Genomic DNA, 25051 nt, shown 5'->3' with positions numbered 1-25051 from the left:
AAAACGAGGTTTTATGTACAGCACAGACACTATTGCAGCTCAGGCCACAGCCACAGGTCGTGCCGGTGTAGGAATAATAAGGGTATCAGGCCCTGCCGTATCTGCAGTGGCTTCTGCCATTCTGGGCAAAATACCTAAACCTCGTACTGCTGAATACCTGCCGTTTTTAGATGCAGAGCAACAAACTCTGGATCAGGGCATAGCGCTGTATTTCCCAGGCCCTAATTCCTTTACCGGTGAAGATGTACTGGAATTACAAGGCCACGGTGGCCCCGTGCTTCTGGATATGCTGCTGCGCCGTGTACTGGAGATGAAAGATGTGCGTATAGCCCGTCCAGGCGAGTTTTCCGAACGGGCATTTTTAAACGATAAATTAGATTTAACTCAGGCCGAAGCCATAGCCGACTTAATTGACGCAAGCTCAGAGCAGGCAGCACGTTCAGCTATGCATTCGTTGCAGGGTGAGTTCTCGCGAAAAATTCATGACCTGGTCGAAAAAGTGATTTATCTGCGAATTTATGTCGAAGCTGCTATCGACTTTCCGGATGAAGAAATCGACTTTTTATCTGACGGTAAAGTAGCAGGAGACTTAGCAGCCATTATCTCTGACTTAACCGGCATCCAGAAACAAGCCACACAAGGCAGCATTTTACGTGAAGGCATGCGCGTGGTAATTGCAGGCCGGCCTAATGCCGGTAAATCCAGCCTATTAAACGCTTTGGCAGGCCGTGAAGCCGCCATAGTGACAGAAATAGCAGGCACTACCCGTGATGTACTGCGAGAGCATATTCATATAGACGGTATGCCTTTGCACATTATCGACACTGCAGGTTTACGCGAAGCCACAGACAAAGTGGAACAAATAGGCATAGAACGCGCCTGGCAGGAAATAGAACAAGCAGACCGTGTGCTATTTATGGTTGACGGCACCACAACCAATGCCACCAGCCCGGCTGACATCTGGCCAGACTTTATGTCACGTTTACCTAAAGATTTAGGCTTAACTGTCATTCGTAATAAAGCCGATTTAACAGGCGAAACTACAGGCGCCAGTCAGGACGGTGACTATCCTGTCTTTCATATTTCCGCCAAAACCAATTCCGGTATAGAAGAGTTACGTGATCACTTAAAAGCCTGCATGGGCTTTGACGCCAATACTGAAGGCAGTTTTATCGCCCGCCGCCGCCATTTAGACGCGCTGGAACGTGCTGCAGAGCATTTAGCCATAGGCGACGCTCAGTTGCATAACCACTTAGCGGGCGAGCTGTTAGCAGAAGAACTACGCCTGACTCAGCAACACCTGAATGAAATCACCGGCGAATTTAGTTCGGATGATTTATTGGGCAGGATTTTCTCGAGCTTTTGTATCGGCAAATAACAAAACCATCATTCTCTGCTACCCCGCATGGCCAGATGATCGCTGGCGGTACGGCGGATAAGCAGCGTCAGTACTGCGGCTCCACATAAAGTAATCACACTGGCCAGCAGTAAACCTGAATCAAAACTGCCGCTTTGTTTGGCTAAATAACCACTGATAGCAGGAGCTAGTACCTGCGCAGTGCCATAACAAAGCGTCATCTTCCCCATCAGCTGAGCTGGTTTTTCCGGTAATAAGCGCCCTGCCATCGTCAGCATTAAGCTGACACAGCCAACAAAACTGATACCAAATAAAAAGGCACTGAAGAACAACACCAGGCTCTGACTCCAGAGCACAGGCAATACAATAGCCAGCGCGTTCAGCAGCAAAGCCCAGCGTAAACTCACTAAATAACCAGATAATCGCGCGACACGATCCCAAAGTATCGCTGCTGGTGCCGCTCCAATTCCTAAAGCAAAAAATGCCCAGTTACCAAAACCTGTCAGTTCGGCATTTTGACTCGCCATAGCGACAATAAAAGTGATAGTGACCACATAGCCATAACCGGCGCAAAAATACATTAAAAACAAAGGCCAGAGGAAACTACGGGGCAAAGCTAGAGGTGTTGCAGCTGCATTGTTAGTGGATAACGACAGCTGTGGTGCAGGCAACCAGCGCCAGGCTGGAATCATCAGCACCAGTCCTAGCACGCCTAAAGCCAACCATTGTTGATCCCAGCTTAAAGTGACAACACTAAAGAGTTCCACCAATAAAGCCACCAAGGCGATGCCTAAACCCAGGCCTGCAAAATGCAAACCCAGTTCAGCTTTAGCACCACGCGCAGCCAGCTGCTGCAAAATAAGACCTGAGGCTAATAACATCGAAGCAGCCGAACTTAAACCCGCCAGAAAGCGCCACAAGCCCCAAAACAACGGATCTGAGCTATAAGCAGTGGCTAGTGTACTGATCACAGCAAAAACTAAACCTGTACGGTAAGCATAAAATTTCCATTGCCAGTTTTTCAGGCGCACTGCCAATAAAGCACCGGCAAAATAGCCCAAATAGTTCACTGCGGCTAAATAACCAGCCAAAGCTTCAGTAAGACCAGCACCGGACATTAAAGGAATAAGCGGAGTGTAAGCAAAACGCGCTATGCCCAGACACAATAGCTGACTAAAAAAACCAGCCAACAGGATGCGGCGGGCCACTGGATCAGACATAAACAGGCTTCCTTAGCCAGAATGTTTTAAAAAGACAGCAGCATCTTTAGAGCTATCAAGAGTAATACGCAGGCAAATAATTTTTTCAATAAAGCAGCAGGTACTTTAGTCGCTAGCTGCACTCCAAGCGGAGCAGCCACCACAGAACCTATACTCATTCCGAGCACTGCAGGCCAATAGACAGCGCCTATCAGATCCGGATGATTAACTGGAGCTGTTTGCAGCATATAGGAGATGGCACCAAATACTGTCACAGGAAAACCAACAGCCACTGAACTGGCCACAGCTTTGGGCATCGCCATAAAACGACTTAAAAATGGCACCATTAATACACCACCACCAGCACCGATAAAACTGCCGGTGGCTCCAACTAAAGCAGGAAACCAGCGCAATAGTTGATTTGAGGGTGGCTGTTGCAGCTGTGCCGTTTTTGGTGAAGCAGGTTGAAGCATTGAAAAAGCCACATACAACAAAAAAGCAGCAAAGATAGATTGCAGCCATAAAGCGGGCAAGCGGGTGACCAGCAAGGAACCTGCAACAACGCCAAACAGGCTGGCTGGTAACATCAACCGGATCAACCCCCAGTTGATAGTGCCCTTTTGATGATGTACCCGCAGTGAAGAAACAGAACCTATAGCGGCAATCAGCATCGAACTGCCAAGGGCTATGACAGGGGCAACTTCAGCACTAAAACCTAAAGATGGCAGCATAAAAGTTAAAAAAGGCACAGTCACCAAAGCCATGCCTACACCGATCAGGCCCAACAATAATCCGCCTGCCACACCTGCAAAAATAAATAACGTCAGTACCCACAGATCCATAGTATTTTCGCTCGCAGGCTTAGATCAAAACTCTGATTAACGAGCATAAGTAGCAGTTAAAGTGGCTTTACCAATAGCAGTTGCATTCAGCATAAAACCGACCACAGCAGCGCTGGCACCATCAGGCACAGCTAAAGTGGTTTCCGGTAAAGCCCAGACCGTAAACTGATAACGATGCATACCATGGCCTTCAGGCGGGCAAGCGCCACCAAATTCTTTGCTGCCATAGTCATTATTAAAAGAACGACTGCCTGCTGGTAACTGACCATTACCAGCGCCCTGAGCCAACGAAGTGACAGTGGCCGGGATATCCAGAACCAGCCAGTGCCAGAAGCCTGAACCTGTAGGCGCATCAGGATCAAAGACGGTAATAGCAAAACTTTGAGTACCATCTGGCGCATTCTGCCAGTTTAACGCTGGTGATAAATTAGGGCCGTCACAACCAAAACCATTAAATTCAAAAGTCTTTGCCATAAAATGGCCTTCACGGATATCCGGACTGGTCAGTTGAAATACACTGGATGTCATGGTGTTTCCTTAGATTTGGCTCAATACAAAGCGGGAAATAGAGCATCAGTCTGAACTTTGCTGCCAGGCAAATCCAGACTTTTGCGACCAACTCAGGTTATAACTCTGCAGCCATACTATGTTTAGCTATGTTGCTGTAACCACTGATAAAACATTTGTTTTGGCATAGCACCAGATTGCTGGGCAATCAGTTTGCCTGCTTTAAACAGCATTAAAGTAGGAATGGAACGAATTTGAAACTGTGCCGCCAGCTGTTGTTGCTGTTCAGTATTTACTTTGGCAAACCGAAATTGCAGCTCTAATTCTGCAGCAGCCTGATTAAATACCGGCGCAAAGTTCAGACAAGGTCCACACCAACTGGCCCAAAAATCCACTACTACAGGCAATTCTGACTTTTGGATCTGATTAACAAAGTTCTGCTGGGTTAACTCTATGGGTTTTCCGGCAAAAAGCGAGTCTTTGCACTGACCACATTTGGGATGATCGGCAAACTTTTCCGGCAACACCCGGTTTAAGGTTGAACAGTGAGGACAGGCAATAATCATAACTGGCTCCAGAGTTGGCTATTGAAGCTAAATATGGGCACTGGAGAGGTTTTTATAGGGGCAAAAACAAGAAACCCGACTTTCGTCGGGTCCTTAATTTAATAAGTCAGAGATTAATCTCTTGGCTTACGTGGTGCACGTGGAGCTGCACCTGGACGCGGGCCTGAACCTGATTCAGTGCGTTCACGACGTGGTGCTGAGCCTGGAGCTGAACCTGAGGTTGAACTACCAGCTGTTGAGCCAGTATCCACACTGATGTTCAGTTTTTGCTTACGCACATAAACCTTTTTCAGGTGCTGCATAGTTTCAGCCGGGATATTGGCTGGTAATTCTACAGTACTGAAATGATCAAACAGCTTGATGTTACCGATGAACTGGCTGTCGATGTTGGCTTCGTTGGCTATAGCACCAACTATGTCACCAGCGCGTACGCCATGCTCTTTACCCACTTCAATGCGATAATTGGTGTAATCACCTTTTAATTCACGACGTTGACGTGGTGGACGATCGCCGCCACGTTCAGGGCGGTCTCCTGAACGTTCTGGTCTGTCGCCACGGGCAAACTTGTCACGGCCTGAAGACGGAGCACGATCATCACGGTCACGGCTATGTGGCTCACGGATTTCCGGGAACTGGTTCGCTACGTTTAACGGAGAATCTTTCTGCGCCAGATACAATAAGGCAGCGGCCATATCAGTATCAGTAGTTTCTAACTTTTCACGCCAGTCGTTTACCAGATCCTGGAAGAAGCTTAAGTTTTTCGCTTCAATGGTCTGAGCTAACTGAGCACGGAAAGACTCTATACGACGTTGTTCGATCACCTGACCTGTTGGCAGCGACATTTTTTCAATCGGCTGACGGGTCGCATGTTCGATAGTGCGCAGTAAACGACGCTCACGTGGTGATACAAACAGGATAGCTTTACCATCACGACCAGCACGGCCAGTACGACCTATACGGTGTACATAAGCTTCACTATCGTATGGAATGTCATAGTTAATAACCAGACTGATACGTTCTACGTCCAAACCACGGGCAGCAACGTCTGTTGCTACTATCACGTCCAACTGATCCGATTTTAAACGACGGATAGTCAGTTCGCGGTGAGCCTGGTTCATATCGCCGTTTAAGCAGGCAACTGCATAACCACGGGCACCCAGTTTTTCAGCAATTTCTTCAGTCGCACTTTTGGTACGGACGAAAATGATGCTTGCATCATATTCTTCGCCTTCCAGAATACGGGTCAACGCATCCAGCTTCTGATTATTGTCCAGCATCACATAACGCTGTTGAATACGTTCAACAGTCGAAGTTTTTGATTCGATTTTCACTTCATGAGCATTTTTCAAATGCTTCTGAGCAATAGCGCGGATCTGGTTTGGCATAGTCGCAGAGAACATAGCGACCTGACGGCCTGGCGGAGTAGCATCCATGATAGTTTGCACATCATCGATAAAACCCATACGCAACATTTCGTCGGCTTCGTCCAGTACTATGGCACGCAGTTTATCCAGCACTAAAGTGCCACGGTCCAGGTGATCCATGATACGGCCTGGCGTACCAACAATAACCTGAGAACCACGTTTCAGTGCTTTTAACTGAGTAGTGTAATTTTGACCGCCATATAAAGGCAGAACATGGAAAGCCGGCATATAGCGGGCATAAGCCTGGAACGCTTCAGCAACCTGGATAGCCAGTTCGCGGGTTGGTGCCAACACTAAAATTTGTGGATCATTTTGGGCCGGATCTAAACGGGCTAATAAAGGCAGTGCAAATGCAGCTGTTTTACCTGTACCTGTTTGGGCTTGGCCTAGCAAGTCTTCACCAGCTAATAACTTAGGAATAGCCGCTTCCTGAATTGGAGACGGATGTTCATAACCAAGTTCTAAAACTGCACGAAGAATAGGTTCCGGCAGCGCTAGCTGGGAAAAAGACATGGACTCGGACATATATTGTATAAACCTCAATAACACGCAGGCGAACGGTTTGTGCTATCGTAGATTTACTGAGCCTGCTTTGCAGTAAAAATACCCAAAAAGGTGCAAGAAGCATTCGCTTTGCACGTTTTAATTCCAGTAGTATAGCCAATCATTTCACTGACAATAGGATGCAGTATGATTGAGATCCTTGTGGGCAGCCAAATGGGCGCTGCGGAATATGCAGCAGAACAAGTAGCTGAAACTTTGGAAAAAGCGGGTTATGAAGTAAAACTTCATCTCACCCCTGATTTAACACTGATAACCAGACATAGTATCTGGTTAGTCGTCACTTCGACGTATGGCGCAGGGGATCTGCCCGATAATATCCAACCTTTTGTGGATCAATTAGCACAAGATCGAACAGATCTTACCACAGTTTCCTACGCAGTGATCACTTTAGGTGATTCCAGTTACGATACTTTTTGTCTGGCTGGTAAAAAAATCTCCGACTTATTTGCGTCTTTAGGCGGCAGATTATTATTACCAGGATTGGATATCGATGTTTTGACGGCTGAACTGCCTGAAGATCAAGCTTTAGTCTGGCTGCCTGAATTTATTAAAAGCCTGCCTTAAAGCTGTCTTAGTTATACAGGACAGGATCTTTTACTGTTATTCACTCAAAGGCCCGTCAAGAAAGGGCCTTTGCTCTTTATAAGCCGATCATGATCCACTGCTATATATAGAGGATCATACTTATGATCCAGTTAAACATGGTTATCCACAGTTTTAGTTAAATTTAATACTGAATGTGTATAAGTGTAGTTATAACTTATGTAAAAGCTGAAGTTATCCTCTGCGTAACAAATCAGGTTTTATGCCCTGTGTATAAAAGAGCTAGTTAAACACCGCTTGTTCGACCCAGGATCTTGTGTTGATCACAGGATCCGATCCTTCTTAACTGATTGATCTTCAAAACAGATCAAGGGTTACCCACAGAAAAGTGGCTCTATAGTAGTAAACATAATAAAAAGATCTCTTTAAAGATCCTTATATATTATTAGTGATCCTTCGAGGATCGTGATCGAGTTTTAATCGTTTCCCTATGCCTCAGATCCAGTTACAATACGCGCCCTTTTTACAGAACTGGTTTTGAGTTCGAGGCCTATATGCTTTATCAGGAAACATTTGATGTCATCGTTGTTGGTGGTGGTCACGCCGGCACTGAGGCTGCGCTTGCTGCGGCCCGCATGGGAATGCAAACTTTATTGCTGACTCACAACGTTGAGACTTTGGGTCAGATGTCCTGTAATCCGGCCATTGGTGGCATTGGTAAAGGCCATCTGGTAAAAGAAATTGATGCCCTCGGTGGTGTCATGGCGAAAGCGACGGATCGTGCCGGGATCCAATTCAGAACTTTAAACAGTTCTAAAGGCCCTGCCGTACGTGCAACCCGTGCTCAGGCTGACCGTCAGCTCTATCGTGCAGCTGTGCGTTTAGTCCTTGAAAACCAGCCAAATCTGAAGATCTTTCAGCAAGCCTGTGATGATTTGATCGTTGAAAACGATCAGGTCTGTGGTGTAGTGACCCAAATGGGTTTGAAATTTAAAGCCAAATCAGTGGTGCTGACAGTAGGAACTTTCCTTGGTGGCCAGATCCATATTGGTTTAGAAAATTACAGTGGTGGTCGTGCTGGTGATCCGCCATCCATAGCTCTGGCACGACGTTTACGTGAATTACCTTTCCGTGTCGGCCGTTTAAAAACAGGTACTCCACCTCGTATTGATGCCAGAACTGTTGATTTTTCAGTGATGCAGGCACAGCCAGGTGATAACCCTACTCCGGTATTTTCGTTTATGGGATCGCACAAGGATCAACCGACTCAGATCCCTTGTCATATCACCTACACCAATGAACAAACACACGATATTATTCGTAATGGTTTAGACAGATCCCCCATGTACACTGGCGTGATTGAAGGCATAGGCCCACGTTATTGCCCTTCGATTGAAGACAAGATCACTCGTTTTGCGGACAAAGATAAACATCAGATCTTTATTGAACCAGAAGGTTTAACCACACACGAGCTCTATCCAAACGGGATATCTACCAGCTTGCCTTTTGACGTGCAGTTAAACCTGGTGCGTTCGATTAAAGGTCTGGAAAATGCCCATATCACCCGGCCTGGTTATGCCATTGAATATGACTTTTTTGATCCACGGGACTTAAAAACGTCACTGGAAACCAAATTTATCAAAGGTTTGTTTTTTGCAGGCCAAATTAATGGCACCACAGGCTACGAAGAAGCAGGTGCTCAGGGCTTAATGGCAGGCATGAACGCAGCGCTTTCTGCTCAGGGCAAAGACTCCTGGACACCAAGCCGTGATCAGGCCTATGTCGGTGTTCTGATTGACGATCTGACCACTATGGGTACCAAAGAGCCGTACCGCATGTTCACCAGCCGCGCTGAATATCGTCTGATGTTACGTGAAGACAATGCCGATATTCGTTTAACTGCCAAAGGCCGTGAGTTAGGTTTGGTTGACGATGATCGCTGGGCTGCGTTTAACCTGAAAATAGAACAAATTGAACTGGAACGTCAGCGCTTAAAACAGCAATGGATCCACCCACAACACGCAGCTTTGGCACAAGTGAACCTGTTGGTGAAAACTCCACTGAGCAAAGAAGCCAGTCTGGAAGAGTTGATCCGTCGCCCCGAAGTGAATTATCAGGATCTGATGAAAATTGATCTGGTAGGCCCGGGCTTAGCCGATCCTGCTGCTGCAGAACAGGTTGAAATTCAAATCAAATACGAAGGTTATATCAATCGCCAGCAGGATGAGATTTCCAGGCAGGAACGTAACGAAAATACCCGTTTGCCTGCAGGCTTTGATTACAAAGCGGTGAAAGGTTTATCCAACGAAGTGATACTGAAACTGAATCAGGTACAACCTGAAACTATGGGTCAGGCTTCGCGTATTTCAGGCATCACGCCTGCCGCTATTTCGTTATTGCTGGTCTACCTGAAAAAACAGGGTTTACTGCGCAAATCTGCTTAAGCATTGGGATCATCATGCTGGAAAAATTAAAAAAGCTGGTCGCTCAGACCAGCTTAGTTTTATCTGAACACCAACTGCAGCAACTGGTGGCTTATGTTCAGCTGCTGGATAAATGGAATAGCGCTTACAACCTGACCTCAGTGCGTGATCCGGAAGAAATGCTGGTGAAACACATTATGGACAGCTTAGCTGTGGCTCCTTTTGTCAGCGGAAAACGTATTATTGACGTAGGCACTGGCCCTGGTTTACCTGGTATTCCACTGGCCATAGCTCTGCCAGACAAGCAATTTTACCTGCTGGACAGTCTTGGCAAACGCATTCGCTTTTTAAATCATGTCAAATTGCAGCTGAAACTACAGAACTTTGAAGCTATTCAGAGTCGGGTTGAAGATCATCAACCGGAAACAGGGTATGATGCGGTGCTAAGTCGTGCTTTTGCTTCAATGACAGATATGGTGAACTGGTGTAAGCATTTACCAGCTGCTGATGGCCAGTTTTTAGCCATGAAAGGCGCTTTGGTTCAAGAAGAAATTGCAGCTTTGCCGAATTTTGTTAAAGTTGTCGGCAGTCATCCGTTACAGGTGCCAACACTGAACGCCGAACGTTATCTGGTGGTGTTGGAGAAAGTCTAATTTAATTAAATTCTTATTGGGGTCCTTGTGGGAAAAGTCATAGCTATTGCAAACCAGAAAGGTGGTGTGGGCAAAACAACCACAGCGGTCAATCTGGCTGCCTCTATGGCCGCAACCAAACGCAAGGTGCTGCTGATAGATTTAGACCCGCAAGGCAACGCCACCATGGGCAGTGGCGTCGACAAATACGCCGTGCATGCCAGTGCCTATGAATTGCTGGTAGAAGAAAAACCTTTTGCCGAAGTCGTGGTAAAAGAAACTGCTGGTGGTTACCACCTGATCGCAGCAAATTCTGATGTGACTGCAGCCGAAGTACGTTTACTCAACGTATTTGCCCGTGAACTGCGGTTACGTAATGCGTTAAAAGATGCCCGCCAGCATTATGATTTTATTTTTATTGATTGTCCGCCAGCGCTGAACATGCTGACGGTCAATGCAATGGCCGCCGCCGATTCTGTGCTGGTGCCTATGCAATGTGAATACTATGCGCTGGAAGGCTTAACTGCCCTGATGGACACCATCAACCAGCTGACGTCCGTGGTGAATGCCGATCTGAAAATTGAAGGTATTCTGCGTACTATGTACGACCCGCGAAATCGCCTGGCCAATGATGTGTCTGAACAGCTGAAACAACATTTTGGCGATAAAGTATACCGTGCTGTGATCCCACGTAACGTGCGACTGGCAGAAGCGCCAAGTTTTGGCACCCCGGTGATGTATTACGACAAAGGTTCAACAGGGGCCAAAGCCTATCTGGCATTAGCGGGCGAAATTTTACGTCGCGCTGATAAAAAAACGGTAAAAACATCCACTCCCGCCTAATTGACAAGGAATACAACTGAAGATGTCGGTAAAAAAACGTGGCTTAGGCCGGGGCTTAGACGCTTTACTCACTACTAAACCTGTGTCTGATCAACAGAATGACGCCAACTTTTCTTCAGCCCAACGCAGCGAATTACAAAAACTGCCGATTGAATGGCTCAAACCTGGTAAATACCAACCGCGTAAAGATATGTCACAGGATGCGCTGGAAGACTTAGCCAGTTCCATCCGTTCTCAAGGCATTATTCAGCCCATAGTAGTTCGTCAGGTGGGTGAAGAGTCATATGAAATCATCGCTGGTGAGCGACGCTGGCGTGCAAGCCAACTGGCGCAGCTGGATGTTATTCCTTGCATTATCAAAGATGTACCAGACGAAGCCGCCGTTGCTATTGCCCTGATTGAAAACATTCAGCGTGAAGATCTGAATGCGATGGAAGAAGCTATTGCTTTGCAGCGTTTGTTGTCTGAATTTGAACTGACCCATCAGCAGGTGGCTGATGCAGTGGGTAAATCCCGCGCCAGTGTCACTAACTTATTACGTTTGAACCAGCTGAATGACGATGTGAAGTTATTGCTCGAGCATGGTGATATCGAAATGGGCCATGCCCGTGCTTTATTAGCTTTAGATGGTGTTGCACAATCGGATGCTGCCCGTATAGTGGCTGCAAAACAAATGACTGTGCGGGACACTGAAAATCTGGTGCGTCGACTGCTGGAACCTGCTCCTGAAGCGGCTCCTAAAGTAAAAGATCCGGATGTTAGTTCGCTGGAGCAACGCTTAAGTGAACGTTTTGCTGCCGCTGTTGAGATTAATTACAACAAAAAAGGCAAAGGCAATCTGGTGATTTCATACAGCAGTTTAGATGAGCTGGAAGGCATATTGAGCAAATTGCAGACTCAGGATTCTGAATCCTAGGTTGTAATTTTTCACTATCTCAGACAAAAACTAGAGTAAGCCCGCTTTTTCTTGCAAAAAAAAGGCAGATAAGTATACTTGCGACGGCATTTTAACCGTGGTTTACAGATGGTTCAGACTGAACAAATTACAGTGGCTTCACACGAACAGAACAAGAAGCAAGCCTATAAATTTGTTATTTTTCAGCTGGCTCTGACGTTTTTGATCGCCGCCTGTTTCTTTTATTTTGGCGAGCTTGAAGCGAAATCAGCCTTAAAAGGCGGACTTATTGCTGTTATTGCTAATGTAGTATTTGTTTTTTTATCGTTTAAAGTGGATGCATCACAAAATCAAGAATTGGCCAGGCAGATGATGCAAAAGGCCGTATCTCTGAAAACGATGATCAGTATTTTATTATTTGCAGCTGTTTTAAGCGGTTCGGCCATTGAAGCCGCACCTTTTTTGTTGACCTACTCTATCGTAGTGATGCTGCAGTTTTGTACAGGTTTCTTTTTTAAACATTAACTATTGGGACTAAAAATGGCAGCAGGCGAAGAGATTACTCTCACCGGTCATATTCAGCACCACCTTACTAATGCAAAAATGTGTACTGTCGATGGCAGTGTCGCGTTTAACAAAGCATGTAGTGAGGCTGGCTTCTGGACATGGCACATTGATACCTTGGCATGGTCTATTGGTTTAGGTTTGCTTTTTTTGTTTTTATTCAAAAGAGCAGCGAACAAAGCCACTGTGGGCGTACCAGGTAAATTCCAGTGTTTTATCGAAATGGTTGTTGAATTTGTAGCCAACAACGTGAAAGACACTTACCACGGCAAAAGCAAACTTATTGCTCCTTTGGCCCTGACGATTTTCGTTTGGGTGTTCTTAATGAACCTGATGGACTTAATCCCTGTTGATTTCCTTCCTGCATTTGCCGGTTATGTCGGCGAAGCTGGTTTTGGCGTCAACTCACATGATGTGTACATGAAAATAGTACCAACCACTGATATCAATCTGACAGCAGCTCTGGCTATTGGCGTATTTTTACTGATGATTGGTTACTCGATCAGAATTAAAGGTGTGACAGGTTTTATTAAAGAATTAACTCTGCACCCTTTCCACGCTTCAAATGTGTTCGTGCAAGCCTTATTGGTACCGTTCAACCTGTTATTAGAACTGATTGCATTAGTGGCCAAGCCATTCTCGCTGGCACTGCGTCTGTTCGGTAACCTGTATGCCGGCGAGCTGATCTTTATCCTGATCGGCGCTGTGGGTCTGATGCAGTTACCACTGCACTTTATCTGGGCTGTATTCCACATCCTGGTTATCGTGTTACAAGCTTTTGTATTTATGATGCTGACCATTGTTTATCTGAGCATGGCCAGCGCTGACAATCACTAGAAGATTTCGCTTTAACTTTAACAATTGAAACTTTGGAGAAAAAAATGGAACTAGTATTAGGTTTAAAATATATCGCTGTTGCTCTGTTAATCGGTTTCGGTGCTATCGGCACTGCAATTGGTTTCGGTAACATGGGTGGTAAGTTCTTAGAAGCTTGTGCCCGTCAGCCAGAGTTAGCTCCTTCACTGCAAGTTAAAATGTTTATCCTTGCAGGTCTGATCGATGCGGTAGCGATGATCGGTGTTGGTATTGCGATGGTGTTGTTGTTCGTTCTGTAATTCAAAACACACGTTTTTTAATGAACAACAACTTTAATAGGAGGAGGGGTCATGGATCTTAATGCCACTCTACTCGGGGAATTAATAGCCTTCGCAGTGTTCGTGCTGTTCTGCATGAAGTTTGTATGGCCACCATTGATTGGTGCCATAGAAACTCGTCAGCAAAAAATTGCTGACGGTTTAGCAGCCTCTGACCGCGCTGAACAAGACTTACGTCTGGTTCAGGACAAGGTTAAGCAGCAATTAGCTGAAGCCAAAACACAGGCTTCTGCGTTAATTGATCAAGCTAAAAAGCGTGAACAACAAATTATTGATGAAGCTTCTGTGAAAGCTCAGTCTGAGCGCGAGAAAATCCTTGCTCAGGCTAAAGCCGAAATTGACGCTGAACGTATTAAAGCCAGAGAAGAATTGCGCAAGCAGGTTGCAGTGTTAGCTGTAGCTGGTGCTGAACGAATTCTTCAGCGTTCTATTGATGCAGCTGCACACAGCGACATCCTGGAAAAACTGGTCGCAGAACTTTAATGAGGGTGAGCCATGTCTAAACTGACTATCGTTGCTCGTCCTTATGCTAAAGCAGCCTTTGACGTTGCTGTAGAACAAAAAGCATTGGATTCGTGGGCTACCATGTTGTTTTTCGCAGCTGAAGTTGCAAAAACCACTGAAGTAGCTTCACGCTTACACGCTTTAGGTTCTTCAGAAAAGCAAGCTGACTTTTTTATCAAAGTATGCGCAGAACAGCTGAATAGTTCGGGCCAAAACCTGATCCGGATCATGGCTGAAAACCACCGTTTGTTAGCTTTGCCTGAAGTCTTCGACGCCTTTATTCAGTTAAAAGCTGAATATGAAAAAGAAGCCACTGTAGAAGTGGTTTCCGCGACCGAATTAGACGCAGCTCAGCAAGCCAAACTGGTTGAAGCTTTATCGCAACGTTTAGCACGTAAAGTAAAATTGAACTGCAGTGTAGATCCGGCCGTCGTTGGCGGTATGGTTATCAAATCCGGTGATATGGTTATTGATGGCTCGGTTCGTGGCAAATTACATCGTTTAGCTACTGCACTGCAGTCATAATTGGGGATTAGAGCATGCAACTGAATTCCACTGAAATTTCTGAACTGATCAAAAAACGTATTGAGCAGTTTGAGGTTGTCAGTGAAGCTCGCAACGAAGGTACTATAGTCGCTGTTACAGACGGTATTATTCGTATCAATGGCCTTGCTGATTGTATGCAGGGTGAGATGATTGAGCTTCCAGGCAACCGTTACGCTATCGCATTAAACCTTGAGCGCGACTCAGTAGGTGCTGTAGTTATGGGTCCCTATGCGGACCTGCGTGAAGGTACAAAAGTTAAATCTACTGGCCGTATCCTTGAAGTACCAGTTGGCCCAGGCTTATTAGGCCGTGTGGTGAACACTTTAGGTGAGCCAATCGACGGTAAAGGCCCAATCGATGCTGCTGGTTTTGCACCAGTAGAAAAAATCGCTCCGGGTGTTATCGATCGTCGTTCAGTAGACCAACCTCTGCAAACTGGTTACAAGTCAGTTGACTCCATGATCCCAATCGGTCGTGGTCAGCGTGAATTGTTAATCGGTGACCGTCAGACAGGTAAAACGGCTTTAGCTATTGATGCCATCATCAACCAGAAAACTTCTGGCGTGAAATGTATCTATGTAGCTATAGGCCAAAAAGCTTCTACTATCGCTAACGTAGTACGTAAACTGGAAGAGCATAACGCTCTGGCCCACACTATCGTTGTTGTAGCTTCAGCTTCTGAAGCCGCTGCACTGCAGTTCCTGGCGCCATACTCTGGTTGTACTATGGGTGAATACTTCCGTGACCGCGGTGAAGATGCACTGATCGTATACGATGACTTGTCTAAACAAGCCGTTGCTTACCGTCAAATCTCTCTGTTGTTACGTCGTCCACCAGGCCGTGAAGCTTACCCGGGTGACGTATTCTATCTCCACAGCCGTCTGTTAGAGCGCGCATCTCGTGTAAACGAGCATTATGTTGAGCGTTTAACTAACGGTGAAGTGAAAGGCAAAACTGGTTCTTTAACTGCACTGCCAATTATCGAAACTCAGGCTGGCGACGTTTCTGCGTTCGTTCCAACCAACGTAATTTCGATCACTGACGGTCAGATCTTCTTAGAATCTGGTTTATTCAACGCCGGTATCCGTCCAGCTGTAAACGCTGGTATCTCGGTATCCCGTGTTGGTGGTGCTGCTCAAACAAAAATCATCAAAAAGCTGGGTGGCGGTATCCGTTTAGCCTTAGCTCAGTACTCAGAACTGGCGGCATTCGCTCAGTTCGCATCTGACCTGGATGACGCGACTCGTGCGCAGTTAGACCACGGCCAGAAAGTTACTGAACTGATGAAACAGTTACAATACGCGCCAATGGGCGTTGCTGACATGGGTGTGTCTATTTTCGCTATCGAAAAAGGCTACATGAAAGACATTGAAGTTGCCAAAATCCTTGATTTTGAAGCCGCTTTAACTGCTTACATGCACTCAGAGCACGCTGACTTTATGGCTGATCTGAACAAAACCGGTAACTACAACGACCAAATCGAAGCGACATTAAAAGGCGCTATTGAGAAGTTTAAAGCAACTCAGACTTGGTAAACATATCGGGTGTGGGCAACCGCACCCGGTCGTTGAAACTTTCGGAGATTAGTCATGGCCGGCGCAAAAGAGATAAAAAGTAAGATCGGGAGTATTAATAATACTCGTAAGATCACCAGCGCAATGGAAAAGGTAGCAGTCAGCAAAATGCGCAGAGCGCAAGAGCGGGTTGCACATAGCCGTCCATACGCTGAAGGTATGCGCAAAGTGATCGGCAATATCGCAAACGGCAGCATTGAATACCGTCATCCGTACTTAACGGAACGTCCGGTAAAAAATGTTGGCTACATTGTGATATCGACAGACCGTGGCCTTTGCGGCGGCTTAAATACCAATGAGTTCAAACGTATTGCTCTGGACATGAAAAGCTGGAAAGAGCAGGGAGCCCAGGCTCAGATTGCAGTGATCGGCAACAAAGCTACAGCGTTTTTTAAACGTTTTGGCGGTAAAGTGCTGGCACAACAAGCTGGAGCTGGTGACACCCCACGTTTGGCTGATGTGATTGGTTCGGTCCGCGTAATGCTGAACGCATACGAGGAAGGCCGTATCGACCGCTTGTTCCTGGTGTACAACAAGTTTGTAAATACCATGAAACAAGAGCCAGTGATCGAACAACTCTTACCTTTGCCAAAAGCAGACGTAGCAGCGAAAAGCCATAGCTGGGATTACATTTACGAACCGGATCCAAAGGTGATTTTAGATAAATTACTGGACCGTTACGTAGAGTCTCAGGTGTACCAGGGTGTAGTTGAAAACGGCGCCAGCGAACAAGCTGCCCGTATGGTTGCGATGAAAGCCGCAACAGACAATGCTGGTAGCTTAATGGATGACCTGAAGTTGGTTTACAACAAAGCACGTCAAGCAGCTATTACCCAGGAACTGAGCGAAATCGTTGGTGGGGCCGCTGCTGTTTAAGGCTAAGGTTACAGAAATTAGAGGATTAAACATGAGTCAAGGTAAGGTAGTCCAAATCATTGGCGCCGTTGTGGATATCGACTTTCCACAAGAATCGGTACCTGGTATCTATGACGCGTTAAACGTAACAAGCGGCGACCTGGCTGGTTTAGTACTTGAAGTACAACAGCAATTGGGCGGCGGTACTGTACGTACTATCGCGTTAGGTTCAACCGACGGTTTACGTCGTGGCGCTGAAGTGGCTAACACTGGCAAAGCCATCCACGTACCAGTAGGTAAAGCGACTTTAGGTCGTATCATGAACGTGTTAGGCGAGCCAATCGACGAAGCAGGCCCAATCGGTGAAGAAGAGCGTATGCCTATCCACCGTGCAGCGCCAAGCTACGAAGATCAAGCCGCTTCAAACGCTCTGTTAGAAACAGGCATCAAGGTTATCGACCTGGTATGTCCGTTTGCTAAAGGCGGTAAAGTAGGTCTGTTCGGTGGTGCCGGTGTTGGTAAAACTGTAAACATGATGGAACTGATCCGTAACATCGCAATCGAGCACAGTGGTTACTCTGTATTCGCCGGTGTAGGTGAGCGTACTCGTGAAGGTAACGACTTCTATCACGAAATGAACGATTCAAACGTACTGGACAAAGTATCACTGGTGTATGGCCAGATGAACGAGCCGCCAGGCAACCGTTTACGTGTAGCTTTAACAGGTCTGACTATGGCCGAGAAGTTCCGTGACGAAGGCCGTGACGTTCTGTTCTTCGTGGACAACATCTACCGTTACACACTGGCCGGTACTGAAGTATCAGCTCTGTTAGGCCGTATGCCATCTGCAGTAGGTTACCAGCCAACGCTGGCCGAAGAGATGGGTGTACTGCAAGAGCGTATTACTTCAACCAAAACTGGTTCTATCACATCTGTACAAGCGGTTTACGTACCAGCGGACGACTTAACTGACCCGTCACCAGCTACTACGTTCTCTCACTTAGATGCGACAGTGGTATTGTCTCGTAACATCGCTTCTCTGGGTATTTACCCGGCAATCGATCCACTGGACTCTACTTCACGTCAGCTGGACCCGTTAGTGATCGGCAAAGAACACTACGATACAGCCCGTGGCGTACAGTCAGTGCTGCAACGTTACAAAGAATTAAAAGACATCATCGCCATCTTAGGTATGGACGAGTTGTCTGATGAAGACAGAACTGTGGTTTACCGTGCACGTAAAATCCAGCGTTTCCTGTCTCAGCCATTCTTCGTTGCTGAAGTATTCACTGGTTCACCAGGTAAATACGTTCCGTTGAAAGAAACTATCCGTGGTTTCAAAGGTATTCTGGACGGTGAGTTCGATCACATGCCAGAACAAGCCTTCTACATGGTTGGTTCTATCGACGAAGCCATCGAAAAAGCGAAGAAGCTGTAATCAACTGCAGCTTTAGGAGAGCGAAATGGCAATGACAGTACAACTGGATGTGGTAAGCGCCGAAGAACGGATTTTTTCTGGTCTGGTGGAATCCATTCAGGTAACAGGCAGTGAAGGTGAGCTGGGTATTTTACCTGGCCACATTCCGCTTCTTACTGGAATCAAGCCTGGTATGGTTCGTATCGTCAAACAGTTTGGCGAAGAGCATCTGATTTATGTTGCTGGTGGCGTGCTGGAAGTTCAGCCTCACAGCATCACAGTGCTTGCCGACATTGCGGTACGGGCTGAAGATCTGGACGAGCAGGCTGCATTAGCCTCTCAGAAACGTGCGGAAGAAGCGATGCAACACGCAGGCGCTGACTTCAACTACGCAGAAGCTGCAGCTCAATTGGCTGAAGCTATTGCCCAGTTACGTTTAATTCAGAAACTTCGCAAAAAATAAGCGGATTACTGCATGCCAAAAAGCCACCTTCGGGTGGCTTTTTTTATTCGTCCATTCACTGTAATTTCAGCTGTTTTCCGTTAAAATCGCTGCATTGTAATAAAAGGATTGGCTGATATGGCTTTAAACGTTGTGATCCTGGCTGCCGGCAAAGGCACCCGGATGAAATCAGATTTACCTAAAGTATTGCACAAAGTCGCAGAGCGCCCTATGGTGCAGCATGTGATCGACACGGCGCGTTCTTTAGGCGCAGAGTCTGTTAATCTGGTGTATGGCTATGGTGCTGAACAACTGAAATCTGCCTTGGGTGAACAGGATTTACACTGGGTATTACAAGCCGAACAATTAGGGACTGGCCATGCTGTACAGCAGGCTGTGCCTCACATCGCCGATAATGACACTGTGCTGGTGCTGTACGGTGATGTACCTTTAACCCGCAAAGAAACTTTAGAGCAACTGCTGGCAGCGAAATCTGCCGATGGTTTAGCTGTGCTGACTGTGCATCTGGCAAACCCTATGGGTTATGGCCGTATGGTGCGTGAAAACGGCAAAGTGGTGGGTATTATTGAACAAAAAGATGCCAACGCCGAACAGCTGAAAATTACCGAAATAAACAGCGGCATTATGGCTGTGCCTGGCAAACAGCTGAAAAAATGGCTGAGCCAGTTGCAAAATAACAATGCACAAGGCGAGTTTTACCTGACCGATATTATCGCTATGGCGCATAAAGAAGGGGTGGATATCACCACAGCTCATCCTGCGACAGCTATTGAAACCGAAGGCGCTAATAACCGCGTGCAACTGGCTCAGTTAGAGCGTGCTTATCAGGCGCGTAAAGCGGAAGAACTGATGTTAAACGGCGCTAACCTGCGTGACCCTGCCCGTATTGATATTCGTGGTGATGTCACAGTGGGCTGTGACGTGATGATCGACATCAACGTGATTTTTGAAGGCAAAGTGGTGCTGGGTAACGGCGTAGTGATTGGCCCTAACTGTGTGATTAAAGATGCAGTGATAGGCAATAACACCGAAATTAAAGCCAACAGCATGATTGAAAAATCCACTGTTGGAGTTGGCTGCTCTGTCGGCCCTTATGCCCGTATCCGTCCGGATTCAGTATTAGCCGATGACAGCCATGTAGGTAACTTTGTTGAACTGAAAAAAACCACTTTAGGAGTTGGCTCCAAAGCTAACCATTTAACTTATTTAGGCGATGCGGTGATTGGCAGCAAAGTAAACGTAGGTGCAGGTACTATCACTTGTAACTACGATGGCGCCAATAAGTTTGTCACCACCATAGAAGACGGTGTTTTTGTTGGATCCAACAGCTCTTTAGTGGCTCCTGTGACTTTAGGTCAGAACTCCACTGTAGGTGCTGGTTCTGTGGTAACAAGCAGTGTTGCTGCCGATGAACTGGTAGTGGCCCGCTCTAAACAACGCCATATCAGCGGCTGGAAAAGACCGGTGAAGATTAAGAAATAATGACTGGCTGAATACAAACAAAACCCGTCCTTGTTGGCGGGTTTTTTGCTTTTAATACTTTCCCTTTCAGGGCTCAGCGGATGATTTGAATATCAGGGCAATGCTGCTGAAAAAAGGCTTTTACTGTTGGCAGCTCTTTGGCCGGAAAACTGAATTTTAGTTTGCCGTACATAGTGTAAGGGAAATCAATAAAGGCTTTTGTTTCATCCAGTTGATCAATGGCCACCTTATTAACATTAGCCAGCGTCAGCTGATGTTGTTTCACGTGAAGCATTTCGCCTTCCAACCGCAACTGGCTTAACGGATCGTCGAAATATTCCGGGAATAGCTGATAAGTTTGGTTTTTTTGCGTGAAAGGCAGGACGGCAAGCAAGAGTGAATAAATCAGCGGTGTAAACAAGAGTAGATCTTGCTCAGCGTAAAGAAAATACACCAACAGCAGTAGGCTTCCACCCCAACTTAAACAGGCCCAGTGTTTCGCCTTTTTATCGGCCATGATTTCTTTAAATGTCATCCTTTGCTCTCGTCTCTCTCATCCGGTCATAAGGATAATAAAAACAGCACAAATGCAGGTCAAGCCACTTCATTAATAAAAAGTTAAAACAATATCGCCAGCCAGCTCATTGGCAGCAATAACTCCGGAGCTACAAAAGGTTGCTGCTGCAAACTAAAACTTAGCCACTGCAATGCTGAATCAAAAGCCAGCAGGATCAGCACCAGCACAACAAAAGCGCTGAGCAACTGGCGCAGGCCGGGTAACTGAATTTGTTCCGGTGTATTCATCATGGGTCTCCGTCTCCTGAAGTTCTGATACTAAGTCGTATGCAATGGTGAAATAGTTGGAAGCAATACGAAATAAATCAGCAAAGGTTCAGCCGTTCTTGCTAAAGTTCGCGCCACACCAGCGTAAAACGGACAACATTACCTTGAATAAACACCCAATACTGGCGCTTTCACTGTTGCTGTTAGCTTCTTGCACTCAACTGAATCATCTGGATATGTTTAGCCTGAAACAGCAGGAATTACAGCGCTTATTGCTAAGCCAATTAGAGCAACAGCAAGGCAAAGGTAAAATGTTAGGTTTACCTTTGACTCTGACAGTGCAGCAGCTTGAGCTGCAACTGGCACCAGACAATAAACAACAGATCGAATTAAAGCTGGCTTTAGGGGCTGAAGTGGATGCGTTATTTAAACCTCTGCATACGGATCTGAAATTACACTTGTCGGCTTTGCCTTATTTTGACGACGAACGAAATGCAATTTATCTGAAAAACCTGACTATTCTGGATTCCAGTGTCGGCAGCGGTAGCTCTCAGCTAAAACTGGCCCCTTTGAGTAACGAAGCCAAAGCTATCCTGACGCAAGTGCTGAACCGTCAGCCTATCTATAAGCTCGATTGTAACAAAGTGACAGAAAAAGTCTTATGCGGTATGCCTTTAACTTTAGTGTTGCAGCCGGGTGAGTTGCTGTTAAAGCCTAATTATTCAGCCCGGTAATTACTATTTTGCCAGCAAGGCCCCGAATTGAAGGGCCTTTTAGCTTGTTTAATGTAAAGATGAAATGATCTAGTTGCAAACGATTCTCATTTGATCTAAAGTGGCGCCCATTATTTAAATGAGATCTATTCTCATTCATTGGAGCGCTTTATGTGTAAACTCAAACCCCTGCTTTGTTCTGCCTCTTTAGTACTGGCTTTTACTGCTTCTGCTCATACTCCTTATCTGGCTCCTGCTAGTTTTGAACCTTTAGGAGGCTGGGTGACGCTGGATGCTGCGTTTGCGGATAAGTTTTTTGTGCCTGAAGTTCGTTTTGATCAAAGCGAATTTAAAGTGCTGCAACCAGACGGCAAAGCTGTTGAGCCCAAAGAGCTGTTTTTAGGCAAAACCCGTACTGCAGTGGCTCATCAACTTGAGCAAGACGGCACCTACAAATTCAGCACTGGTCAGCGTTATGGCGCTGTATTTCGTAGCTGGCAGCAGGACGGTAAAACCCATAACAGCAGAGATCCAAAAGAACAAATTCCTGCTGGTGCTAAGTTAATGGCGCATTTTCAGTCCGTTACTCTGGCTGAAACTTATGTCAGTAAAGGCGCGCCAAGCCAAACCGCATTAAAGCCAACCAATCAGGGGCTGGAATTGGTGTTCCAAAGCCATCCCAACGATTTGTATATCCAAAGCCCGATCAAAGCCACAGTGCTTTATAACGGCAAAGCTTTGGCTGAACAAAAAGTGCAGGTGTATTCGGCTAACTCTGCCGAAGCCGAAACCAAAGCATCAAAAGAACTCACTACGGATCAACAAGGCCAGCTGAATTTTGAGCTGGATAAAACCGGCACTTATTTGCTGCTGACCCGTTTTCGTACTGATGCCCCAGCTGGTGCCAAAGCCCCAACCTACAGTTACAGCTATAGCGCTGTAGTTGAAGTCACTGAATAACAGGAGTTTATGATGCAACGCAGAAGCACAGCCCTAACTTTATTTTTAGCCATCTCCAGCTGTTATTTAGCTGCGGATGAAAAAGCGCCAAAAAAACCAGCGCATCAGCCAACAGCTCAAGGCAAAGCCAGTTTTATTCAGGACTATGATCAGAATAAAGATGGCATTGTCAGTCAGGCCGAATTTGAGCAGGTACGCCAGCAACGTTACAGCGCTATGGATGAAAATCAGGATGGCCAGGTGTCTGTGGACGAATACGTCAATGAGTACGCGGGTCGTTTAGATAAAAAGCTGGACGCAGAACGCACTGGTCAGATTAAACAAACCCTGGTGCGTATCGAAGCTTTGGATACAAACAAAAGTAAAAGCATAGGTAAAGATGAATACCAGGCCTCTGGTGACAAAGCTTTTGCTTATATCGATACGAATAAAGATGGAGTAATAAGCAAAGCCGATCCGCTGCCAGAGCGCGAGCGTAAACCCGATGCCAAACAACCAGTGCGTGCCCGTCCGGCTTTAGTGATGCCAACGACCCACAGTGTGGCAGGTATGCTGGATATGTACGATCAGAACGGCGACGGCAAGGTCGACAAAGCTGAATACCAACAGCAACGTGATGCCGCTTTTGCCCGTACCGATCTGGATAAAAATGGCGAGCTGAGTAGCGATGAGTACCTGAACGAATTTGTTGACCGTCTGGACCGTCAGATTGCCAAAACCCGCAGCGCCCAGTTAAAACAAGCCGCAGTGCGTTTTAAAGCTTTGGACAAAGACAATAACCAGTACATCAGTGCCGCTGAGTTTCATGCCTCAGGCGAGCGTATGTTCAAACGCTGGGACACAGATCAAAACCAGCAAGTGACTATGGCCGAAGCATTGCCTGTTGTTCATACCGACAAAAACAAAGGTACGGCTGAGTAATGAAAAGTTTTGTCTGGCCATTGACGCTGTTATCGCTTTGTCCTGCGCTGGTGCTGGCTGACACTGTCAGCTATCAGCAGACTATTGCAGGGCAGCAGCTGAAACTGCAACTGGAAGGTGTCAGCCAAAAGGACTGGCAGGCCAGACTCCCTGAATTTCAACACTGGTTATCTGCGGCTAAAGCTAAAGATCCAGAGTTGATTAAGCTGTGTGAATTATGGCGCGCTCAAAGCCAGCAGAGTTATAGCTGCCGTTTAGGTGCTATAGCGCAGCAATGGCAACAAGCTGTTGAGAAGCAAGTGTTGCCAGACAGAGTAGAGCTACGTCGTCAAACCAGAGCTATAGAGCAACTGGTTGTGTCTGAAACTAATGACAAGGCTGTGGTCTGGCAACTCGAAGGTGTGGCCAATGCCCGCTTGTTAGACGAGGCAGCTGTGCTACTCAAAAGCTGGTTTTCAGGGCTGAAGCGGCTGGAACTGCAATCCGGTGTCAGTCGCTTGTTTTGGTCTGACAGGGGCAGCGCTGTGTTAAGTTTGGGAGTGGAACAAGCTTTACTGCAGCAGCTGGAACTGAGTTCAGTCGCTTTAGCTCAGACCGAAACAGCTGATGCTCGTCAGGGCTATAAAGTGTCGTACCGGACCTTTAGCCCTTTGTTAAAGCCATCGGAAGGCTGGCCTGTAGAATATGGGCCAACGGCTACAGTTATTGCTAAAGATGCAGTCACTGCTTATGTGCTGGCGCAAAGTCTGGCGGTTTTGGATCTGAAGCAAGGCCAACAGCTTACGGAGCAACAAGGTGCAGCGGCTTTACTCAAAACGGATTCGGCCGACTGGTATGCGACTGAGTCCTGGTACAACTATCTGGCCGATAAAAGCCAAAGTTCACAGCAGCTACAGATTAGTTATCAGTTGCCTAAATTCAGCGATGGGAATTACAAAAGACCTTATGTTTCGGTATGGCTGACCGATCAGCAGAAAAAACCTGTGCGCCAATTGAGTCTGGTCGGCCAGCAAAGCCGCTGGTATCAGGAGCTGAGTCACTGGTGGCGGCGTCTGGGTCGGAAAAATCCTGAACAAATTGATCAGATTGCCGGTGCTACCCAAAAACCCGGTACTTATCAGTTGAAGTGGGATGGTCGTGATCAGCAGGGTGCTGTAATGCCCTGGGGTCAGTATCAGTTGCACCTGGAAGTGGCTCGTGAACATGGTGGCCATGAACATTTAACTCTGCCGTTGAACTGGCAAGCTGATCTGAAGCCGGTAGAGCTACAAGGTGAAGCTGAACTGGGGCTGGTGCGCCTGCAGCTGCAGAGCAAAGACGGCTAAGTATTTAGTATCAAAT

27 protein-coding genes are annotated in these 25051 nt (G+C 46.6%); 20 read left to right on the top strand and 7 right to left on the bottom strand.

Annotated elements, in window-relative coordinates; genetic code table 11:
- Window positions 1–13: 13 nt before the first annotated feature.
- Window positions 14–1378 (top strand): tRNA uridine-5-carboxymethylaminomethyl(34) synthesis GTPase MnmE, encoded by a 1365-nt coding sequence (mnmE, locus tag J2W69_RS15990; protein WP_310280401.1) that lies wholly within the window; start codon window positions 14–16, stop codon window positions 1376–1378.
- Window positions 1379–1386: 8 nt separating this feature from the next.
- On the opposite strand, the gene J2W69_RS15985 is transcribed toward mnmE, so the two are convergent.
- The 5 genes from J2W69_RS15985 to J2W69_RS15965 all read right to left on the bottom strand — a co-directional run bounded on the left by J2W69_RS15985 (window position 1387) and on the right by J2W69_RS15965 (window position 6420).
- Window positions 1387–2577, bottom strand: a complete 1191-nt coding sequence (locus J2W69_RS15985) for a YbfB/YjiJ family MFS transporter (RefSeq protein ID WP_310280399.1) — start codon at window positions 2575–2577, stop codon at window positions 1387–1389.
- Between the two features lie 26 nt (window positions 2578–2603).
- Entirely contained in the window at window positions 2604–3398 is a 795-nt protein-coding gene (locus tag J2W69_RS15980) for a sulfite exporter TauE/SafE family protein (protein ID WP_310280397.1), read from the bottom strand.
- A gap of 36 nt (window positions 3399–3434) precedes the next feature.
- Window positions 3435–3926, bottom strand: coding sequence for a YbhB/YbcL family Raf kinase inhibitor-like protein (locus J2W69_RS15975; protein ID WP_310280395.1), 492 nt, complete (start codon window positions 3924–3926; stop codon window positions 3435–3437).
- A 122-nt stretch (window positions 3927–4048) separates the two neighbouring features.
- The gene (trxC, locus tag J2W69_RS15970) at window positions 4049–4471 is read right to left on the bottom strand and encodes a thioredoxin TrxC (RefSeq protein WP_405047894.1); all 423 of its coding nucleotides are present in this window, start codon (window positions 4469–4471) and stop codon (window positions 4049–4051) included.
- 113 nt (window positions 4472–4584) lie between these two features.
- The gene (locus J2W69_RS15965; protein WP_310280393.1) at window positions 4585–6420 is read right to left on the bottom strand and encodes a DEAD/DEAH box helicase; all 1836 of its coding nucleotides are present in this window, start codon (window positions 6418–6420) and stop codon (window positions 4585–4587) included.
- A gap of 165 nt (window positions 6421–6585) precedes the next feature.
- On the opposite strand from J2W69_RS15965, the gene mioC reads away from it, so the two are divergent.
- From mioC to glmU, 15 genes are all read left to right on the top strand, one after another.
- Complete coding sequence (gene mioC / locus J2W69_RS15960) at window positions 6586–7023, top strand: FMN-binding protein MioC (protein ID WP_310280392.1); 438 nt, start codon at window positions 6586–6588, stop codon at window positions 7021–7023.
- 533 nt (window positions 7024–7556) lie between these two features.
- Entirely contained in the window at window positions 7557–9446 is a 1890-nt protein-coding gene (mnmG, locus tag J2W69_RS15955; RefSeq protein WP_310280390.1) for a tRNA uridine-5-carboxymethylaminomethyl(34) synthesis enzyme MnmG, read from the top strand.
- A gap of 14 nt (window positions 9447–9460) precedes the next feature.
- Window positions 9461–10078, top strand: a complete 618-nt coding sequence (rsmG, locus tag J2W69_RS15950) for a 16S rRNA (guanine(527)-N(7))-methyltransferase RsmG (RefSeq protein ID WP_310280388.1) — start codon at window positions 9461–9463, stop codon at window positions 10076–10078.
- 27 nt (window positions 10079–10105) lie between these two features.
- The gene (locus tag J2W69_RS15945) at window positions 10106–10900 is read left to right on the top strand and encodes a ParA family protein (protein WP_008897154.1); all 795 of its coding nucleotides are present in this window, start codon (window positions 10106–10108) and stop codon (window positions 10898–10900) included.
- A gap of 22 nt (window positions 10901–10922) precedes the next feature.
- Window positions 10923–11816 (top strand): ParB/RepB/Spo0J family partition protein, encoded by an 894-nt coding sequence (locus tag J2W69_RS15940; protein WP_310280386.1) that lies wholly within the window; start codon window positions 10923–10925, stop codon window positions 11814–11816.
- Window positions 11817–11924: 108 nt separating this feature from the next.
- Complete coding sequence (locus J2W69_RS15935) at window positions 11925–12320, top strand: ATP synthase subunit I (RefSeq protein ID WP_139056377.1); 396 nt, start codon at window positions 11925–11927, stop codon at window positions 12318–12320.
- Window positions 12321–12335: 15 nt separating this feature from the next.
- The gene (atpB, locus tag J2W69_RS15930; protein WP_310280384.1) at window positions 12336–13196 is read left to right on the top strand and encodes a F0F1 ATP synthase subunit A; all 861 of its coding nucleotides are present in this window, start codon (window positions 12336–12338) and stop codon (window positions 13194–13196) included.
- A 44-nt stretch (window positions 13197–13240) separates the two neighbouring features.
- Complete coding sequence (atpE, locus tag J2W69_RS15925; protein ID WP_004335261.1) at window positions 13241–13474, top strand: F0F1 ATP synthase subunit C; 234 nt, start codon at window positions 13241–13243, stop codon at window positions 13472–13474.
- Window positions 13475–13525: 51 nt separating this feature from the next.
- Entirely contained in the window at window positions 13526–13996 is a 471-nt protein-coding gene (gene atpF / locus J2W69_RS15920; protein ID WP_008897150.1) for a F0F1 ATP synthase subunit B, read from the top strand.
- 12 nt (window positions 13997–14008) lie between these two features.
- A complete protein-coding gene (atpH, locus tag J2W69_RS15915) occupies window positions 14009–14542 on the top strand; it encodes a F0F1 ATP synthase subunit delta (RefSeq protein WP_310280319.1) in 534 nt (177 codons plus the stop codon).
- A gap of 14 nt (window positions 14543–14556) precedes the next feature.
- Window positions 14557–16098 (top strand): F0F1 ATP synthase subunit alpha, encoded by a 1542-nt coding sequence (gene atpA, locus J2W69_RS15910; protein ID WP_310280317.1) that lies wholly within the window; start codon window positions 14557–14559, stop codon window positions 16096–16098.
- A gap of 54 nt (window positions 16099–16152) precedes the next feature.
- Window positions 16153–17013, top strand: coding sequence for a F0F1 ATP synthase subunit gamma (atpG, locus tag J2W69_RS15905; protein ID WP_008897147.1), 861 nt, complete (start codon window positions 16153–16155; stop codon window positions 17011–17013).
- Window positions 17014–17044: 31 nt separating this feature from the next.
- Complete coding sequence (gene atpD, locus J2W69_RS15900) at window positions 17045–18430, top strand: F0F1 ATP synthase subunit beta (RefSeq protein WP_310280313.1); 1386 nt, start codon at window positions 17045–17047, stop codon at window positions 18428–18430.
- A gap of 25 nt (window positions 18431–18455) precedes the next feature.
- Complete coding sequence (locus J2W69_RS15895; RefSeq protein WP_233080348.1) at window positions 18456–18872, top strand: F0F1 ATP synthase subunit epsilon; 417 nt, start codon at window positions 18456–18458, stop codon at window positions 18870–18872.
- 117 nt (window positions 18873–18989) lie between these two features.
- Window positions 18990–20354: a bifunctional UDP-N-acetylglucosamine diphosphorylase/glucosamine-1-phosphate N-acetyltransferase GlmU gene (gene glmU, locus J2W69_RS15890; protein ID WP_310280309.1), complete on the top strand. Its 1365-nt coding sequence runs from the start codon at window positions 18990–18992 to the stop codon at window positions 20352–20354.
- Between the two features lie 73 nt (window positions 20355–20427).
- Here glmU and J2W69_RS15885 read toward each other — a convergent pair whose 3' ends face one another.
- Window positions 20428–20868 (bottom strand): hypothetical protein, encoded by a 441-nt coding sequence (locus tag J2W69_RS15885; RefSeq protein WP_310280307.1) that lies wholly within the window; start codon window positions 20866–20868, stop codon window positions 20428–20430.
- Between the two features lie 83 nt (window positions 20869–20951).
- Entirely contained in the window at window positions 20952–21140 is a 189-nt protein-coding gene (locus J2W69_RS15880) for a hypothetical protein (protein WP_310280305.1), read from the bottom strand.
- Between the two features lie 140 nt (window positions 21141–21280).
- Between J2W69_RS15880 and J2W69_RS15875 the strand changes: the two genes are divergently transcribed.
- The 4 genes from J2W69_RS15875 (at window position 21281) to J2W69_RS15860 (ending at window position 25035) form a co-directional block, all read left to right on the top strand.
- The gene (locus tag J2W69_RS15875; RefSeq protein ID WP_310280303.1) at window positions 21281–21850 is read left to right on the top strand and encodes a DUF1439 domain-containing protein; all 570 of its coding nucleotides are present in this window, start codon (window positions 21281–21283) and stop codon (window positions 21848–21850) included.
- A 150-nt stretch (window positions 21851–22000) separates the two neighbouring features.
- Window positions 22001–22789 (top strand): DUF4198 domain-containing protein, encoded by a 789-nt coding sequence (locus J2W69_RS15870; RefSeq protein WP_310280301.1) that lies wholly within the window; start codon window positions 22001–22003, stop codon window positions 22787–22789.
- Between the two features lie 9 nt (window positions 22790–22798).
- The gene (locus J2W69_RS15865) at window positions 22799–23710 is read left to right on the top strand and encodes an EF-hand domain-containing protein (RefSeq protein ID WP_310280299.1); all 912 of its coding nucleotides are present in this window, start codon (window positions 22799–22801) and stop codon (window positions 23708–23710) included.
- On the top strand, window positions 23710–25035 hold the full coding sequence (locus J2W69_RS15860) for a DUF2271 domain-containing protein (protein ID WP_310280297.1): 1326 nt from the start codon (window positions 23710–23712) through the stop codon (window positions 25033–25035). The genes J2W69_RS15865 and J2W69_RS15860 overlap by 1 nt, the downstream gene beginning before the upstream one ends.
- Window positions 25036–25051: the final 16 nt, after the last annotated feature.

Origin of the sequence: Rheinheimera soli, assembly GCF_031457405.1 — a bacterium.
In the GTDB taxonomy this organism is placed as follows: Bacteria; Pseudomonadota; Gammaproteobacteria; order Enterobacterales; family Alteromonadaceae; genus Pararheinheimera; species Pararheinheimera soli_A.
Note: the sequence above shows the minus strand (reverse complement) of the source record. Positions and strands in the feature narration are given on the sequence as shown.

What these genes read in the sequence shown, in the direction of transcription:
- mnmE (WP_310280401.1), top strand. Translation starts at nt 14, where the DNA reads ATGTACAGCACAGACACTATTGCAGCTCAGGCCACAGCCACAGGTCGT.
- J2W69_RS15985 (WP_310280399.1), bottom strand. Translation starts at nt 2,577, where the DNA reads ATGTCTGATCCAGTGGCCCGCCGCATCCTGTTGGCTGGTTTTTTTAGT.
- J2W69_RS15980 (WP_310280397.1), bottom strand. Translation starts at nt 3,398, where the DNA reads ATGGATCTGTGGGTACTGACGTTATTTATTTTTGCAGGTGTGGCAGGC.
- J2W69_RS15975 (WP_310280395.1), bottom strand. Translation starts at nt 3,926, where the DNA reads ATGACATCCAGTGTATTTCAACTGACCAGTCCGGATATCCGTGAAGGC.
- trxC (WP_405047894.1), bottom strand. Translation starts at nt 4,471, where the DNA reads ATGATTATTGCCTGTCCTCACTGTTCAACCTTAAACCGGGTGTTGCCG.
- J2W69_RS15965 (WP_310280393.1), bottom strand. Translation starts at nt 6,420, where the DNA reads ATGTCCGAGTCCATGTCTTTTTCCCAGCTAGCGCTGCCGGAACCTATT.
- mioC (WP_310280392.1), top strand. Translation starts at nt 6,586, where the DNA reads ATGATTGAGATCCTTGTGGGCAGCCAAATGGGCGCTGCGGAATATGCA.
- mnmG (WP_310280390.1), top strand. Translation starts at nt 7,557, where the DNA reads ATGCTTTATCAGGAAACATTTGATGTCATCGTTGTTGGTGGTGGTCAC.
- rsmG (WP_310280388.1), top strand. Translation starts at nt 9,461, where the DNA reads ATGCTGGAAAAATTAAAAAAGCTGGTCGCTCAGACCAGCTTAGTTTTA.
- J2W69_RS15940 (WP_310280386.1), top strand. Translation starts at nt 10,923, where the DNA reads ATGTCGGTAAAAAAACGTGGCTTAGGCCGGGGCTTAGACGCTTTACTC.
- J2W69_RS15935 (WP_139056377.1), top strand. Translation starts at nt 11,925, where the DNA reads ATGGTTCAGACTGAACAAATTACAGTGGCTTCACACGAACAGAACAAG.
- atpB (WP_310280384.1), top strand. Translation starts at nt 12,336, where the DNA reads ATGGCAGCAGGCGAAGAGATTACTCTCACCGGTCATATTCAGCACCAC.
- atpE (WP_004335261.1), top strand. Translation starts at nt 13,241, where the DNA reads ATGGAACTAGTATTAGGTTTAAAATATATCGCTGTTGCTCTGTTAATC.
- atpF (WP_008897150.1), top strand. Translation starts at nt 13,526, where the DNA reads ATGGATCTTAATGCCACTCTACTCGGGGAATTAATAGCCTTCGCAGTG.
- atpH (WP_310280319.1), top strand. Translation starts at nt 14,009, where the DNA reads ATGTCTAAACTGACTATCGTTGCTCGTCCTTATGCTAAAGCAGCCTTT.
- atpA (WP_310280317.1), top strand. Translation starts at nt 14,557, where the DNA reads ATGCAACTGAATTCCACTGAAATTTCTGAACTGATCAAAAAACGTATT.
- atpG (WP_008897147.1), top strand. Translation starts at nt 16,153, where the DNA reads ATGGCCGGCGCAAAAGAGATAAAAAGTAAGATCGGGAGTATTAATAAT.
- atpD (WP_310280313.1), top strand. Translation starts at nt 17,045, where the DNA reads ATGAGTCAAGGTAAGGTAGTCCAAATCATTGGCGCCGTTGTGGATATC.
- J2W69_RS15895 (WP_233080348.1), top strand. Translation starts at nt 18,456, where the DNA reads ATGGCAATGACAGTACAACTGGATGTGGTAAGCGCCGAAGAACGGATT.
- glmU (WP_310280309.1), top strand. Translation starts at nt 18,990, where the DNA reads ATGGCTTTAAACGTTGTGATCCTGGCTGCCGGCAAAGGCACCCGGATG.
- J2W69_RS15885 (WP_310280307.1), bottom strand. Translation starts at nt 20,868, where the DNA reads ATGACATTTAAAGAAATCATGGCCGATAAAAAGGCGAAACACTGGGCC.
- J2W69_RS15880 (WP_310280305.1), bottom strand. Translation starts at nt 21,140, where the DNA reads ATGATGAATACACCGGAACAAATTCAGTTACCCGGCCTGCGCCAGTTG.
- J2W69_RS15870 (WP_310280301.1), top strand. Translation starts at nt 22,001, where the DNA reads ATGTGTAAACTCAAACCCCTGCTTTGTTCTGCCTCTTTAGTACTGGCT.
- J2W69_RS15865 (WP_310280299.1), top strand. Translation starts at nt 22,799, where the DNA reads ATGATGCAACGCAGAAGCACAGCCCTAACTTTATTTTTAGCCATCTCC.
- J2W69_RS15860 (WP_310280297.1), top strand. Translation starts at nt 23,710, where the DNA reads ATGAAAAGTTTTGTCTGGCCATTGACGCTGTTATCGCTTTGTCCTGCG.